This is a genomic window from Qipengyuania triglochinis, from assembly GCF_054655615.1.
Window position 1 is genome coordinate 1153095 of sequence record NZ_BAAHND010000002.1, and the last position, 14685, is coordinate 1167779.

Genomic DNA, 14685 nt, shown 5'->3' on the forward strand with positions numbered 1-14685 from the left:
GGAGGGGGCGTTTTGCGCCCCCTCTCTCACTTCCCGCCATTACGGTGATCGTGCCGAGGCGGATTGAGAAAATAACAAAGGGCTGCAGTCGTGGGTTCATTCATACGCCAAGGACTTAAGATACTGGCGGGGTTCGCTCTGATCTTGCATCCTGCGGTCGGCCAGGCGGCTAAGATTTCCCCGATGATCGTTGAGCTAAAGCCGGCAGGCCAGAACTCGATCGCGCGCGTTGAAATGACAAACGACAGTTTGCGCGATATTCCCTTCGAGGCGATCGTAATGCGCGGCGTCATTACCGAGGATGGCGAGCTACAAATGACCCCGGCAGAGGACCAGTTCTTGGTCTTCCCGGCACAAGCAATCGTCGAGGGCAATTCCCAGCAAGTTTTTCGCGTTCAATATGTGGGCGAGCCAGAGCTTCCCCAATCCGAGATCTACTACCTCGCGCTGCGCCAGGTGCCCGTCGAATTCGAGGGCGAAGCCTCGCAAGTCCAGATCGTCGTGAACTACAACGTCCTCATCAATGTTGTCCCCGACGGGACCGCTCCGCTGCCCGCTGTGGCAGAGGTGAGCCCCGCCACACAGGATGAGAAGAACGGCCTCAAACTGCTGGTTCGAAATGACGGCAACCGATATTTCATGGCAGGCCTGTCCGATTGGGTCGTCACGGGCGTGACATCCGACGGCGCTCCTTACGAGGGGAAATTCAAAGGTGGCGAGTTGACCCGCCACATCGGCGTAGGTGTGGTCGGCCCGGGCCGCGCGCGGCGTTTCTTTCTGCCGACCGATGTCAAGCTGAACCCCGGCAGCGTCCAGGTCGAGATCAACCCCTAAGATTATGCGAGATGGGGGCAGGAGCATGAAGGGGCTGGCGAGCAGGATCGCTATTTCTGCCGCTTTGGCAGCGGTCGCGCCAACGCCTGCTTGGGCGCAGAAGATTGCCTGGCAGACCGCTCCGTCACAAGTTCCCGCCAGCCAGCGGAAGATCACCTTCGCTGTACCACTCGTTTACGGCGAGCGGGTGCTGGGCGATGTGGTGGTGGAAACCTCTCCGTATGGCGGAGAAACCCGGATCGAGCGTGAAAGCCTGCGCCTCCAACTGGCCCAACTGCTGAATGAAGATGGCTTGGCGGCGCTCGATGAGGTGCTCGGTGATACCCGTTTCATAACTCCTGCCCGTCTTGCAGCGGAGGGTTTCCCGCTGCGTTTCGACGATGGCCGGCTCGAACTGGTACTTGAAACTCTTCCCGGCGAATTTCGTCCGGTAGGTTCGCTTGGCGGGGAACGGTATTCCCCCATTCCATCCGAGCTCCCCACAATCGAGCCGGCTGAGTTCAGCGCCTACATGAACATCAACGCCAACCTCGATTATTCGGACAATGACGGGGCGGACACGCCGAGCTTTTTCGCGTTCGGAGCGGCGCGCTATCGCAACGTCGTACTCGAGTTCGACGGCGCGCTGACCGGCCAGTTTAGCGAAGACTACCGCTTCTACCGCCGCAGTGTCCGTGCCATTTACGATGATCCCGACAGTTATCGCCGCTACCAGGCAGGCGATCTTCGGCTGAACACTATTCCCGTGCTGAGAACGCCCTTCATCGGCGGCGTCGCGGTCGAGAAGCGGCGCCGAATCTTCGATCCATTCATCGCGGTCCCGCTGCTCAGCGGGCGGGAAATTTTCCTCGACAGCCGTTCGGATGTCGAAGTGATCGTGAACGATGACGTGGTGAGGTCACTGCAGCTCGAGCCGGGACGCTACGATTTCAGCAATCTCCCGCTGGAAACCGGTTCGAACGATGTGCGGGTGGTGATCACGGACTCTGCCGGCCGGCGTCAGGCTCTCGACCTCGACTATTTTTTCGAACCCCTCGATCTGGCCGTGGGGGAGGACGAATATGTCCTCGGTGCGGGCTTCATCGCGCGCGATATCGAATTCGAGCCCGATTACACTGGCGACCCGGTCGCGACGGGGTATTACCGCCGCGCCCTGAACGAGACACTCATCCTCGGTGGCGCGCTCGAAGTGTCCGAAGACGTGCAGGTCATCGCGGCCGAGACGACCTTCGTGCCGCAAGTAATGCCGGGCGTCTTCGATGCACAGGTGGCCACAAGTTTTGCAGATGGTACGGGTGTGTCGGTGAGGGCCGGATACCGCGTGCAGGGCGGCAACAGCCTGGCGGACCGTCGACAACTGAGCATTACCGTCGATTACGAAAGCGCGAATTACACCACGATCGGCGACATATTTCCAAGCGATTTCGACCTGCTGACAGTCTCCGGAAGCTACACCCAGTCGCTCACCGAAAGAACCTACGCCAGCGCCGGCGTCCTCTATTCCAAGCGCGGCGGGAATAGAGACGATCGCAAGCTGGCGTTCGTCGATGTCTTCCACCGGCTGACGGATCGGATGAGGCTGACCGGCGGTCTCGTCTTCGGCGAGGATGAATTTACCGACAAGAGCTTCGGCGTTCACCTCGGTCTCGCCTGGCAATTCGGCGATCGCAGCCGCCTGAATGCGGATTACCGCAGCCGGAGGGAAACAACCCGTGTCACGGCCTCACACGGGTCGGACAATTCTGTGGGCTCCTTCGGCTATGACGTCGGCTTTTCCGATACGCGCGGGTCCACCAGCGTGGACGGTAGCGTCAATTATGTCGGTAACCGGTTCGATGCACGGGCAAGCGTAATATCCAGCGGCACCGGTTTCGGCGATCTCACATCCGACCAGCGCGCGCGCCTGCAGGTGGGAACATCGCTGGCCTATGCCGACGGTTCGTTTGGCATCGGTCGCCCGATTTTTGATTCCTTCGCCGTGCTCAAACCCAATCAGGTCCTTCGCGAACAGGAAGTGATTTCGGGCCGTTCGCTGAGCGACAACGAATATACGGCGCGCAGCGGACCACTCGGGGCCGCCGTTCAATCGGACCTGTCATCCTACAATGTCCAGTCGATCCAGTACGATCTGGCGGGGGCCGACCAGGTCGTGGCCGTCGGGGATGGTACGGCGCGAGTGGAGCCACGCTTCCGCTCTGGTTACAAGATCGTGGTTGGTAATTCCCGTTTCGTCAGCGCGGTGGGTACGCTCACAGTTGGCGGGGCGCAGGCCGAACTGTGGTCGGGCACGATCACTTCGGTGGATGACGAGGGCTTCGAACCCATGCCGTTCTTTACCAATTCCAGAGGCAGGTTCGGTATCATCGGCCTGGCGCCGGGCAAAACCTACCGGGTTACGATCAGCCGCGAAGGACGGGAATTCGAAATAAGCGTTCCCGAAGACAACGCCGGCCTGCTTCGCCTCGACGAAGTCGACCTGCCCGCAATGGAGGATTAGGAGAAACGCATGAAAAACTTCATCAAGGCGATCGCTTTCGCCTCCCTGTTCTCCTCGCCGGCGATGGCAAAGGATTGCGCCCCCGAATTCACCGAGGCGAGCACCACGGTGACGGTCGGGGGCGTGAATGTCGGCGCAAATGAGGTGTCCCGCGAAAACTTCAACATTCGCGTGCGCAACGAAGGCAGAGGACGCTGTACGGCGAGCATCCGTGTCGCGCGCATCGATGGGGCGAACATTGGATCTCCGCTTGCCTACAGCTTGCGGTCAGGCTCGAACTCGATCGACATCCTGCCGACGGAAGCATCTGCCGCCACTGCGGAGAGCGATTTTCTGGTGAACGGAATTCCCGGTGGCGCGAACGGCCGCGCGGTGCCGTTCATCGTTACAGTTCCTACACGCTGGGGGATTGAGGCGGGCTTTCGAAGTGAACAGTTCCTGCTCACGCTTCTCGATGCTGCCGGTGAGGTACTCGATCGGCATGTGCTGACAATCAACATGCAGATACCGTCTTCGGTCAGCATGCGCTTGGTCGGGGCGACGGGGACGGAAACAATCCGTTCGATCAATCTCGGGACCATCGGGAAGGAAAGACCCAACCAGTCCGATCCCTTCGGTGTGCGGGTGTGGAGCACTTCCCCCTATAGTGTGAGCTTCACTTCGGAAAATGCCGGCGTTCTGGCGCATGAGGCTGGTCTCGACCAGATCCCCTACGATCTGCGGATGGATAATATGCTCGTAAACCTCGCGACGGGAAGCGAATTCACTATACCCAGCGTCGCGCCGCCCCTTGGCATTATTCACCGCCTCAGCGTTCAGGCAGGTCCGGCAACGGCTCGCGCCGGAAGCTATTCCGACCGGGTAACGGTCACGGTGTCGCCGCTCTGATCAGTAGAGGGCAAGCGACAGGCTTATCGCCATGTCGCTATTCAGGTTTTCCGATCGCACGGCGATAGGTTCCCGGCTCATGCGGGGGCCGGACCGGAATGCAATGGGGGACTGACCCGAAGCGCTGAGCAAAACGGACTGCCCGTTGAAGTCGATTTCGACTTTCTCATTGGCTGCAAGCGAACGGTGGCTTGCAAGGATATGGTAGCCGCGCGACGAATTGCAGAATTCCGTCAGCGTCCCGCGCGCTTCGCCTGAAGCCGGATCGATCGAAAGTGCGTCGGAAGCAATGTCGCAGTGCTCGGGGACTACGGCAGACATTGAAAATCCGCCCAGATCACTCGCCTTGGCGTGTGCCGAAGTGCCCATCAGAGCCGCAATCAGAATAAGACAAGATTTCTGCATAGTCAGTCTCCAAGATGGTTCTCGACTAACCCATAATAGTTAATATTCACTACAATGTGCATCGCACTGCCAAAGTTCCGCGGGCTGCCACTTGGAAAACGCGGCGCGATGAACTGGTTAACCGAAACACCTCGGGGACTTGGCCAGATGGCCCGCTCATACTCTTCGGTGCCCGCAACTGTTTCGTCGTTGGCGGACGGGGCTCTTTCGAGGTCCGAATGTGTAGCGGAAGGGCTAGAGTGCAGGTACCGCTCAGTTGATCCGAGCTGGCCTCATAACCGAAGTAATCGGGACATCTGCGTGACTCGGACTGCGCTCGTGCAGCTCCGATCACCGTCGTTTCGAACGGATCACAATTCCTTCACGAGATACTCTGCACTCGCCGGGCAAAGCGTCGTGAATTCTCTTGAACCGGCAATGTCGTTTGGAGCGTCCTCCCGGCTCGCAGGCTGGTAGCCACTCCGGCGAAAGAACTCCGCGGCCGTTGTTGTCAGAAGGTGAAGCCGTTTGGTGCCGGCATCCCGGGCATGGCCCTCCAGAGCGGCGAGGGCTTCTCTGCCCACTCCCGCAGATCGATGTTCTGCCGGGATGACGAAGGATCGCAGGAGGCGATCGCTTCCGGTCCCCTCGATCCCGATATAGCCAAGCTGGCGGTCCGCGCGGCGGATGACGTAGAACTGGCGCCCCGGCTCCGAAAGGTCGTCATAGGGTAGTCCATCGGCCGCGAGCGCGGCGGCAAGGTCGTTCATATCGCTGGCCTCGCCAAAGGGATGAAGCGATATGACCTCCACGGATTAGTCTTTCTTCAACGCCGATAGCGCTTCGGCGAGTGGCCCGGTGGGGGTGCGCTCCTCGTCGCTTTCGATGCCAGCTTCGGCGCGCCGCTCATCTGCGCCCGGGCCTTCGCGATAGGGATCGATGGAAAGGCCGAGTTCCTGCGCAATCGCTTCGCCAAGGTCGAAGGTTTCGCCCTCATATTCGATTTCGTCGAGATCTTCCTCGGTCAGTTCGAACTCCTCGTCCTCTTCGTAATCGCCCATGGTCCCGGCGGGGACAAAGCGGAGCGAGAAGCTTTCCGAGATGTCGTAGGCGAAATCTTCGCGGGTGACGGCGCAGGGTTGCTCGACCTTTGCGGACAAAGTGCCGTCGGCCAGAACCGCCCCGTCCTTCTCGCCGAACTCCACGGTGGCGGTCAGCTTGTGAATCTCGCTGACGCCGAACCGACGCGCCAATGCCGCACGCTCGGCCTCGTCCGCTTCGACATTCATCGATCCTGCGGGAAGGGCGCGCGGCTTTATCACCCGCGCCAGTTCGTTGCTGTCCTTGCTCATGCTGCAATCTCCCCGGCGCGCAGCTGGTCGGCAGTCGTCCGCCCCAGTCTTTTGTGCAGCCGGATCATCCGTTCGGCCAGGGCATGGCTTTCGTCTTCCTGCGCCATGGTGACGTTGCGCCTGAGCGCTTCGGCCAGCGCGGCGCGATCCTCATCGGCCAGGGCGCTGCGATAGCTGCCGAGGCGGCCGCCCATGCTGCTCATCAGATTGCCGATCTTCTTGCCCACCGTGGGATCGCCGATGCCGGCTTCGCGCAGCTGGCCTTCCATATCCTCCACGAAAAGCTCGGTCACCAATGCGGTGTGCGGCGCCAGATCCTCGTCTGCTTCCATGCGCAGGAGAACCAGGCTGAGGACCAGCGTGACCATGTCGAACCGGCCTTCCAGCGTGTCGGCCACCCCGCACATGCGATACCAGTCGGGTTCGCGCGCCTGTTCCACAATCGTGTGCCACAGCGGGCGCCATTCTTCGCGCGGGTCTGGCTGCGTGCCGAAGAGGCGGGTGAGGAAAGACATTGATCGGTACTCGTTTCGCGAAATCGTTCAGCGGCAATTCAAACCGCCGGGGGCAGGGCCCATCCCCTGTTGCACGCAAAGCCAAGTTGCATGGACGCGCGCGGCGGTTTAGGGCCTCGCTCGCGCATATAGGGCGCGCGGGCCAGCAGGCCAAGCGCCTCGGAAACGGAGTAAAGCAGTTCCCATGAGGGTCACGAAAATCCTTGCCACGTCCGCACTGGTTGCAGCCGGCCTCTCCCTTGGGGCCTGCTCGTCGATCCGGGAGAACCGCGGCTATGTCATCGATTCGGTACTGCTGAATTCGGTCCAGCCGGGAATCGACAATCAGCGCAGCGTCGAAATGACGCTGGGCCGCCCGACCTTCACCAGCCAGTTCGGCGATCCGACCTGGTATTACGTGTCGTCCACCACGGGCCGCAAACCCTTCGTACGTCCCCGGGTCGAAGCGCATCAGGTGCTTGCCGTGAAGTTCGGCCCCGATGGCGATGTCCTTTCGGTGGACCGTACCGGGATCGAGGACGTGGTCTATCTCACGCCCGATGGCGCGGAAACGCCGACACTGGGCCGCGAGCGCGGATTCCTCGAAGATCTGTTCGGCAATATCGGCACTGTCGGTCAGCCGGGCCTCGGCGGTCAGGGACCGGGCGGTCCGGGCCGCTGACACGCGGCTTGATCGCCTCGCCTTGACCCCTCTGCCGCGCACCCCATATCGCGCGGCATGAGTGATCAGGACAATCGCCACGGCCTCGTCCAGTGGCACGGAACCACCATCATCGGCGTCCGCAAGGGCAACCGCATCGTCGTCGCTGGCGACGGGCAGGTTTCCATGGGCAACACGGTGATGAAGCCCAATGCCCGCAAGGTTCGCCGGATCGGCGAAGGCGGCAAGGTCGTCGCCGGCTTTGCCGGGGCCACGGCCGACGCCTTTACCCTGTTCGAACGGCTGGAAAAGAAGCTCGAACAATATAGCGGACAGCTGCTGCGCGCTGCGGTCGAACTGACCAAGGACTGGCGCACCGACAAATATCTGCGCAATCTGGAAGCGCTGATGATCGTGGCGGACAAGGAGAACCTCCTCGTCCTCACCGGCAATGGCGATGTGCTGGAACCCGAAGGGGGCATCACCGCCATCGGTTCGGGCGGCAACTATGCCCTCGCCGCCGCCAAGGCGATCGCCGAATACGAAGACGATGCCGAAGTGATCGCCCGCAAGGCCATGCAGGTCGCAGCGGACATCTGCGTCTTCACCAATGGCAATGTCACCGTCGAAGAGGTCTGATGGATTCCCTCTGGGCCAATCCTACATTGCCACCCCTCATATGCGTGAAATTGGACAAGATAGCTTGATCGAAAATCTGACCCCCAAGGCAATCGTCGCCGCTCTCGATGAACACATCATCGGCCAGAAGGAAGCCAAGCGCGCTGTCGCCGTTGCCCTGCGCAATCGCTGGCGCCGTCAGCGGCTCGACCGCAACCTGCGCGACGAGGTGACGCCGAAGAACATTCTCATGATCGGACCCACCGGCTGCGGCAAGACCGAGATCAGTCGGCGTCTGGCCAAGCTTGCCGAAGCTCCCTTCGTGAAGGTCGAGGCGACCAAGTTCACCGAGGTCGGCTATGTCGGCCGCGATGTCGAGCAGATCGCACGCGACCTGGCCGAAGAAGCCATCCGTCTGGAGAAGGATCGGCGGCGCGAAGCGGTTCGCGAAACCGCGAGCGAGGCGGCGATGGAGCGCTTGCTCAATGCCCTCGTCGGCGAGAACGCCAGCGAGGCAACGCGAGAAGCTTTCCGCCAGCGGATCGTCGAGAACGCGATGAACGACACCGAGGTCGAGATCGAGGTCAAGGACCAGCCCCAGTCGAACATGGAGATACCCGGCATGCCCGGCAATGTCGGCATGATCGATCTTTCCGACATGCTCGGCAAGGCGATGGGCAAGTCAAACCTCAAACGCCGCAAACTCAAGGTCCCCGATGCATGGGATCGCCTGGTCGAGGAAGAGGCCGAGAAGCGCATGGACCAGGATGACGTGAACCGCGTCGCGCTGGAAAATGCAGAAACCAACGGCATCGTATTCCTGGACGAGATCGACAAGATCGCTGTCAGCGACGTTCGGGGCGGGTCGGTCAGCCGCGAAGGCGTTCAGCGTGACCTGCTGCCTCTGATCGAAGGCACCACGGTTGCTACCAAGTATGGTCCGATGAAAACCGACCACGTCCTCTTCATCGCCAGCGGCGCGTTTCACGTTTCGAAGCCTTCCGACATGCTGCCCGAATTGCAGGGGCGTTTGCCAATCCGGGTCGAATTGCGCGCCCTGACGGAAGAGGATTTCGTCCGCATCCTTACCGAGACGCGCGCCAATCTTCCGCAGCAGTACAAGGCTCTGATCGGTACAGAAGACGTAACTCTGGACATAACCGACGAAGCCATCACCGAAGTGGCGAAAATCGCTGCCCGCGTAAACGAAAGCGTAGAGAACATCGGCGCACGGCGGCTGCAGACGGTGATGGAGCGCTTGCTCGAAGACATCAGCTTCGAAGCGGAAGAGCATAAAGGTGAGACCATCACGATAGATGCGGCTTACGTTCGCGAACGCCTTGACGATCTTGCTGGCGACACGGACCTGAGCAAGTATATTCTCTGACGAAATCACCATGGCTGGATGATTCTTCTATCTTGCCGTGGTGTTAGAGGGTCGGAGGACAATAGTGAAGGTAATCGTTGCAGCTGCATTACTGGCAGCCACAGGCTCTATTCCGGCAAGCGCACAGGATAGTGCGCAGGCAGAATATGCGGACTGGACTGAAAGTGATTGGTCAGAGGCCGCACGCACTGATGTTCTCGCGGCCTATCGCGAATTCATAGAAAACCATCCGGGCGTTTACGACCTCGCCAATCCAGGCTTTCTCCAGCAGCTAGGCGATGCGAGGTCGGCCGGGCTGGCTGCCGCTGAGAAAGCCCCTGACCGGTCAGGCTACGCTTTGGCCTTGGCCCGTTTCAGTTCAATTCTGTCCGATGGACATGCGCAGGCTTTCGCAGTCTCTGCGCCAGTTCCATCAGATGCTCCGCGATACTGGCCGGGGTTTGTTGCGCTGTGGCGCGGCGACCGCCTGCTGGCCAGTACGCCGGATCGAAGTGCGATCCTGAATGGCAGCCAGATTACTGCATGCGATGGTGCTGCGATCGAGGATTTCCTGAGGGACCGGCTGCAGTTCCGAAATTTCCGCCCGAATGAGCAAGGGCAGTGGTGGGTCCGGCCTTCCCAACTGTTCTATTCCATAGGCGAGACCACGAGCATCCATCCGCGCGAATGCACTTTTGCGTTGTCGGATGGAGAAGAGCTAACCCGAATCTTGGACTGGACTGTTCCCGACGCGGAGGAGCGCGACTTCTACGGGGAAAGCGTGTTCCCTGCTGCAGAACCAACTCTTATCAGTGAACCTCGCGATGGGATTTTCGTCATTGGCTTGGGGGATTTCGATCCCGACGAAGGGATGCGGGCGGAATATGCCGCGCTCTACTCGGCCGTCGAGAGCAGGAGAGATGAGCTACTGAAGGCAAGAGCCATCGTCTTGGATATGCGTGGCAACAATGGTGGATCGTCGGAATGGTCGCGCAGACTGGCTTCGATATTATGGGGTGAAAGCGCCCTCAAGTCTCGTGTTCCCAGAAGCGAAGCTATCGATTGGCGCGTCAGCCCGGACACGATCGCCTATCTGGACGAGGCCACAATTGAGTTTCGCGAAAATGGCGAGCTCGAAATCGCCGACTGGTTGTCTAAAGCAACGACAGAGATGAAAGCTGCGCGTGATGCAGGCGAGCCTCTTTGGAGAGAAACGGAGGATAAGGTTAGCCCAAATCCGGGGCAGGACGTATCGGCAAAAACCGATTTTACGGCACCGGTTTATGTGATGAACTGGGGGCTGTGCGCCAGCGCATGCCTCGACGCGAACGACTTCTTCACCCTTTTCGATAACACCAAACTCATCGGCACACCGACGTCTGCCGATTCAACGTACATGGAAGTGCGATCCGTTCCGCTTCCCGCTGGCCCCGGGCAGCTGGTAATACCGAGCAAGGTATATGTCGGACGACCGCGCGGATGGGGAGTAATCTACGAGCCCGACATCGAGATGGATCAGTTGGACTGGTCGACTGAAGCGTTCCTGGACAGGATCGAGACAGATCTAGTCTCTGGATGAATTGTGGACCACGCAAGTTCAATGGGCACCTCGCTTAAGCCACGTCTGGACAGGCAATACTGGCGGTTTGTCATCATCAATCCCGCCAACGCTCCCCAGTTGTTGGGCTCAGCAATCGGAACCTTCCGCGAGGACGAAGGCATCACGGCGATTGTTCCCGTTCGTGCAGCCGATGAACTTGGTATCGAGGGCCCCGATTTTGGCAGGATCTCTTTGATGATCCATTCCGGTCTGGAGGAAGTCGGCCTCACCGCAAAAATAGCGACAGCATTGGCCGAGGCCGGAATTGCCTGCAACATGGTCGCAGCTTTCCACCACGACCATGCGTTCGTACCCGCGGCACGCGCCGACCAGGCCATGGCCATACTGGAAGGTCTAGAGATGAGTCTCTGATCAGGGGTGTGGCGCAAGCCCGGTTTCGACGCCGGTCTTGTCGGTCAGTGCGAACTTGTCGACGAGGTCGCTGCTCGCCCTGTTCAATCCGCGAACCTGAACGCTTCGGCCGTTGCGGCGCATGCGCTCCACGACCTTGTCCAGCGCGCCTACGGCAGAGATGTCCCAGAAATGCGCCTTGCGCACGTCGATAACGACATGGTCGGCGGGATCGGGCTGGGAGCTTTCCGGGCCGAAAGCCGCTTCGAAGCGCTCTACGCTGGCGTAGAAAATCTGACCCTTGGCCCTATAGATAGCAGTGTTACCTTCGCGCTCGCGAACCACCTCGAACATGGTCATGACCTTGTGAGTGAAGAACACACCCGAAAGGATCACACCCGCCAATACGCCCAGTGCCAGGTTATGGGTGGCGACAACCACGACGACCGTCGTCAGCATCACCACGCTGGACTGCCAGGGATGCTTGGAAAGGTTCGGTATCGAATTCCACGAGAATGTACCGATCGATACCATGATCATGATCCCGACAAGAGCAGGCATGGGCACCTGACCCACAAGATTGCCGAGAACGGCCAACAGGATCAGCAAAGCCAAGCCGGCGGTAAAGGTCGACAGGCGGCCGCGACCGCCGCTCGTGACATTGATGACCGACTGGCCGATCATGGCGCATCCGCCCATCCCGCCGAAGAACGCGGCGACGATGTTGGCCACGCCCTGGCCTGCACTTTCCCGACGCTTGTTAGAGCCAGTATGAGTCATATCGTCCACGATTTGCGCAGTCAGCAATGATTCCAGCAGGCCAACGGCAGCCATGGTCGCCGAATAGGGAGCGATGATTGCCAGTGTTTCCCACGTAAGCGGTACGTCCGGAAGGATGAAATAGGGCAGCCCCTCAGGCAATTCACCCATATCCGCCACGGTGTAAACCGGAGCATCCATCCAAATGCTGAGGGCAGTCAGGACGATGATCGCCACTAGGGGGCTGGGAACTGCCGTGGTCAATCGGGGGAATAGGTAGATAATCGCCAGAGCAGCAGCGACCATCGCGTAGGTTTCCCACCCGACGTTTGTCAATTGCGGCAGCTGCGCGGTGAAGATGAGAATTGCCAGAGCGTTGACAAAGCCGGTTATGACCGAACGAGAGACGAACTGCATGAGAAGGTCGAGCCGAAGCAAAGCGGCTATGCCCTGGAATATACCCATCAGGATCGTCGCAGCGAAAAGGTATTCCACTCCGTATTCACGCACCAAAGGTACGACGACGACGGCCACTGCCGCCGTCGCGGCGCTGATCATGCCTGGGCGGCCACCGGTGAACGCGATGACCATCGCGATGGCGACAGAAGCATAAAGACCAACGCGTGGATCGACCCCTGCGATGATCGAGAAGCCGATCGCTTCGGGAATCAGGGCAAGCGCAACGACTATGCCAGCAAGAATGTCTGCGCGGATGTTGGAAAACCAGTCGCGTTTGATCGCGCCGATGTCAGGCATGTTTGTTGTCCAGCTTTGAAGGAAAGGCGCGCCCCGCGCCGAAAAACTCTGACCCTCTTTAGCAATTGTGCATTGCAGCACAACCCTCACACCTTACCGATAGCAGAGGTGTTTAGGCGAGCGCGCTTTCCTCTTCGCTGTTTTCCGCTTGCTGACGGGCCCACATCTCCGCGTAGAGTTCGCCTCTCCGAAGAAGTTCCGCATGTGTGCCGATCTCCGCGAGCCGACCGTGGTCCAGTACGAGGATACGGTCCGCGTCAGCGATGGTCGAGAGGCGGTGAGCGATAGCCAGCGTGGTTCGATGCTCACTAACGCGTTTCAGCGTCCGCAAGATGTCCTGCTCTGTCCTGCTATCCAGGGCGCTGGTGGCTTCATCCAGCAAAAGTATCGGAGGGTCTTTCACCATTGTACGGGCAATAGCGACCCGCTGCTTCTCTCCACCCGACAACTTGAGGCCCCGTTCGCCGACTTCCGTGTCGAAACCATCGGGCAGTCGTTCGACAAACGGCAGGATTGCAGCCGCGTCAGCAGCAGCAACGATTGCATCATGCTTTGCGCCTTCACGGCCATAAGCAATGTTGTAGCCAATGGTGTCATTGAACAACACGCTGTCCTGCGGAACAATGCCGATGTGCGACCGCAAGCTTTCTTGCGTCACACCTGAGATGTCCTGTCCGTCGATCAGGATGCGGCCACGCTGTGGGTCGTAGAAACGGAACAGCAGGCGCGCTATGGTGCTCTTACCGGCTCCCGAGGGGCCCACGATTGCAATATTGCTGCCTGCAGGGACTTCGAAGGTAAGGCCATGAAGGATGGTCCTCTCCGGTTCGTAACCGAAATGCACGTGGTCGAAAGTGATGGTAGGCCTTTTGACTAAGAGTGCAGGGGCTCCCGGCTTGTCGGCCACTTCGACGGGAGTATCGATCAGGTTGAACATCGCGGCCATATCGATGATGCCTTGTCGAATCGTGCGATAGACCCAGCCCAGCATGTCGAGCGGACGGAATAGCTGAGTGAGGTACGTGTTCACGAAGACTAGATCGCCCGTCGTCAGCTGTCCTTTGCTCCAACCCCAAACGGTATAGGCCATTGCGCCGCCCATCAGCAGGTTCATGATCAGCGCCTGCACCATGTTAAGCATGCCGAGCGAATTTTCGCTCTTGATCGCGGCTTCGGCATAAGAACGGGCAGCGCGGCCGTACCGTTCGCGCTCGCGCTTCTCAGCGCCGAAATATTTGACGGTCTCATAATTCAAAAGGCTGTCGACCGCGCGCGAGAGGGCTTGCCCGTCGAGGTCATTCATTTGCCTGCGCAGCTTGGTGCGCCATTCGGTGATCCACCTTGTGACAGCGATATAGGTAACGACCGTCGCTCCCGTCGCTGCGACCAGTTCCCAACCGAAGTTGAAATAGAATATTATGGCAACGGCAGTCAGTTCGATGACCGTCGGCGCGATATTGAACAGCAGAAAATAGAGCATGGAATCGATGCTCTTCGTTCCACGTTCGATCGTCTTGGTAACTTCGCCAGTGCGTCGAGAAAGGTGGAACCTTAGCGAGAGGTTGTGGAGCCTGGCGAAAGTGTCTTCCGCCAGATGCCGCGTCGCTTCCTGCCCGACACGTTCGAAAACGATGTTGCGGGTGTTATCGAACACCACACTTGCGAGCCGTCCTGCAGCATAAGCGATTACAAAAGCGATCGCGACCATCGCAGCCTCGTTCGCCGGGGTGGTCATCGCGTCCACGGCTCTCTTATACGCATAGGGCAGGGCCAAGGTGGTTGCTTTCGCCAGCAACACGAAGCCCATGGCGATCGCGATCCGCCGCCTCAAGTCCGGGTGCTCTTTAGGCCAGAGGTATGGGAAGAAGCGCTTCAGCGTTTTCCAGCTGTCAGCATCCTGACGCTGGTCAGAGGTAATGGTATCGGGTGGCATTGACCGCTATTTGGGATGCCGCACTGTTCTGGGCAAGGTCACGCGGGGCAATTGCCAGATTACCTTGCTTTCAGTCCGGCAGCCTGCACCACGTTTCTACTAGGCCCTCTTGAAAGTTCTGGCCCGGCACCCACATCAAACAGGCAGAAATGCTCGGGAAGCGACGGGTTCGAAAAAAGTTCAAAAAACTTT

At 59.5% G+C, this 14685-nt stretch carries 14 protein-coding genes; 8 read left to right on the forward strand and 6 right to left on the reverse strand.

The genetic code is table 11. From position 1 onward, the window contains the following. The first annotated feature begins 183 nt into the window (after nt 1–183). The 3 genes from ACYQ0G_RS11725 to ACYQ0G_RS11735 are packed head-to-tail and all read left to right on the forward strand — an operon-like array spanning nt 184 to nt 4219. Nucleotides 184–834 (forward strand): fimbria/pilus periplasmic chaperone, encoded by a 651-nt coding sequence (locus ACYQ0G_RS11725; protein WP_460102761.1) that lies wholly within the window; start codon nt 184–186, stop codon nt 832–834. A gap of 25 nt (nt 835–859) precedes the next feature. After that, complete coding sequence (locus ACYQ0G_RS11730) at nt 860–3331, forward strand: fimbria/pilus outer membrane usher protein (protein WP_460102762.1); 2472 nt, start codon at nt 860–862, stop codon at nt 3329–3331. A gap of 9 nt (nt 3332–3340) precedes the next feature. After that, entirely contained in the window at nt 3341–4219 is an 879-nt protein-coding gene (locus tag ACYQ0G_RS11735) for a hypothetical protein (protein ID WP_460102764.1), read from the forward strand. Here ACYQ0G_RS11735 and ACYQ0G_RS11740 read toward each other — a convergent pair whose 3' ends face one another. The 4 genes from ACYQ0G_RS11740 to ACYQ0G_RS11755 form a co-directional block, all read right to left on the reverse strand. Then, nucleotides 4220–4624: a hypothetical protein gene (locus tag ACYQ0G_RS11740; protein WP_460102765.1), complete on the reverse strand. Its 405-nt coding sequence runs from the start codon at nt 4622–4624 to the stop codon at nt 4220–4222. It lies immediately after the preceding gene. Nucleotides 4625–4974: 350 nt separating this feature from the next. Next, entirely contained in the window at nt 4975–5373 is a 399-nt protein-coding gene (gene arsN2 / locus ACYQ0G_RS11745; protein WP_460102767.1) for an arsenic resistance N-acetyltransferase ArsN2, read from the reverse strand. A 45-nt stretch (nt 5374–5418) separates the two neighbouring features. After that, on the reverse strand, nt 5419–5955 hold the full coding sequence (locus ACYQ0G_RS11750; RefSeq protein WP_460102768.1) for a YceD family protein: 537 nt from the start codon (nt 5953–5955) through the stop codon (nt 5419–5421). After that, nucleotides 5952–6470 (reverse strand): ubiquinol-cytochrome C chaperone family protein, encoded by a 519-nt coding sequence (locus tag ACYQ0G_RS11755; protein ID WP_460102771.1) that lies wholly within the window; start codon nt 6468–6470, stop codon nt 5952–5954. The genes ACYQ0G_RS11750 and ACYQ0G_RS11755 overlap by 4 nt, the downstream gene beginning before the upstream one ends. A gap of 184 nt (nt 6471–6654) precedes the next feature. Here ACYQ0G_RS11755 and ACYQ0G_RS11760 point away from each other — a divergent pair, with 184 nt between their 5' ends. From ACYQ0G_RS11760 to ACYQ0G_RS11780, 5 genes are all read left to right on the forward strand, one after another. After that, nucleotides 6655–7131 (forward strand): outer membrane protein assembly factor BamE, encoded by a 477-nt coding sequence (locus ACYQ0G_RS11760; protein ID WP_460102773.1) that lies wholly within the window; start codon nt 6655–6657, stop codon nt 7129–7131. Between the two features lie 57 nt (nt 7132–7188). Next, the gene (gene hslV, locus ACYQ0G_RS11765; RefSeq protein WP_460102774.1) at nt 7189–7749 is read left to right on the forward strand and encodes an ATP-dependent protease subunit HslV; all 561 of its coding nucleotides are present in this window, start codon (nt 7189–7191) and stop codon (nt 7747–7749) included. A 64-nt stretch (nt 7750–7813) separates the two neighbouring features. Next, nucleotides 7814–9115 carry an ATP-dependent protease ATPase subunit HslU gene (hslU, locus tag ACYQ0G_RS11770; protein WP_460102776.1) on the forward strand — a complete coding sequence of 434 codons (1302 nt, stop codon included), beginning with the start codon at nt 7814–7816 and terminating at the stop codon, nt 9113–9115. A 64-nt stretch (nt 9116–9179) separates the two neighbouring features. Beyond that, on the forward strand, nt 9180–10673 hold the full coding sequence (locus ACYQ0G_RS11775) for a S41 family peptidase (RefSeq protein ID WP_460102778.1): 1494 nt from the start codon (nt 9180–9182) through the stop codon (nt 10671–10673). A gap of 21 nt (nt 10674–10694) precedes the next feature. Then, on the forward strand, nt 10695–11066 hold the full coding sequence (locus tag ACYQ0G_RS11780) for an ACT domain-containing protein (RefSeq protein ID WP_460102781.1): 372 nt from the start codon (nt 10695–10697) through the stop codon (nt 11064–11066). Here the strand turns inward: ACYQ0G_RS11780 and ACYQ0G_RS11785 are convergent, their stop codons facing one another. Beyond that, nucleotides 11067–12560, reverse strand: a complete 1494-nt coding sequence (locus ACYQ0G_RS11785) for a SulP family inorganic anion transporter (protein ID WP_460102783.1) — start codon at nt 12558–12560, stop codon at nt 11067–11069. A gap of 112 nt (nt 12561–12672) precedes the next feature. Next, nucleotides 12673–14493: an ABCB family ABC transporter ATP-binding protein/permease gene (locus ACYQ0G_RS11790; RefSeq protein ID WP_460102784.1), complete on the reverse strand. Its 1821-nt coding sequence runs from the start codon at nt 14491–14493 to the stop codon at nt 12673–12675. Between the last annotated feature and the right edge of the window lie 192 nt (nt 14494–14685).

What these genes read in the sequence shown, in the direction of transcription:
- ACYQ0G_RS11725 (WP_460102761.1), top strand. Translation starts at nt 184, where the DNA reads ATGATCGTTGAGCTAAAGCCGGCAGGCCAGAACTCGATCGCGCGCGTT.
- ACYQ0G_RS11730 (WP_460102762.1), top strand. Translation starts at nt 860, where the DNA reads ATGAAGGGGCTGGCGAGCAGGATCGCTATTTCTGCCGCTTTGGCAGCG.
- ACYQ0G_RS11735 (WP_460102764.1), top strand. Translation starts at nt 3,341, where the DNA reads ATGAAAAACTTCATCAAGGCGATCGCTTTCGCCTCCCTGTTCTCCTCG.
- ACYQ0G_RS11740 (WP_460102765.1), bottom strand. Translation starts at nt 4,624, where the DNA reads ATGCAGAAATCTTGTCTTATTCTGATTGCGGCTCTGATGGGCACTTCG.
- arsN2 (WP_460102767.1), bottom strand. Translation starts at nt 5,373, where the DNA reads ATGAACGACCTTGCCGCCGCGCTCGCGGCCGATGGACTACCCTATGAC.
- ACYQ0G_RS11750 (WP_460102768.1), bottom strand. Translation starts at nt 5,955, where the DNA reads ATGAGCAAGGACAGCAACGAACTGGCGCGGGTGATAAAGCCGCGCGCC.
- ACYQ0G_RS11755 (WP_460102771.1), bottom strand. Translation starts at nt 6,470, where the DNA reads ATGTCTTTCCTCACCCGCCTCTTCGGCACGCAGCCAGACCCGCGCGAA.
- ACYQ0G_RS11760 (WP_460102773.1), top strand. Translation starts at nt 6,655, where the DNA reads ATGAGGGTCACGAAAATCCTTGCCACGTCCGCACTGGTTGCAGCCGGC.
- hslV (WP_460102774.1), top strand. Translation starts at nt 7,189, where the DNA reads ATGAGTGATCAGGACAATCGCCACGGCCTCGTCCAGTGGCACGGAACC.
- ACYQ0G_RS11780 (WP_460102781.1), top strand. Translation starts at nt 10,695, where the DNA reads ATGGGCACCTCGCTTAAGCCACGTCTGGACAGGCAATACTGGCGGTTT.
- ACYQ0G_RS11785 (WP_460102783.1), bottom strand. Translation starts at nt 12,560, where the DNA reads ATGCCTGACATCGGCGCGATCAAACGCGACTGGTTTTCCAACATCCGC.
- ACYQ0G_RS11790 (WP_460102784.1), bottom strand. Translation starts at nt 14,493, where the DNA reads ATGCCACCCGATACCATTACCTCTGACCAGCGTCAGGATGCTGACAGC.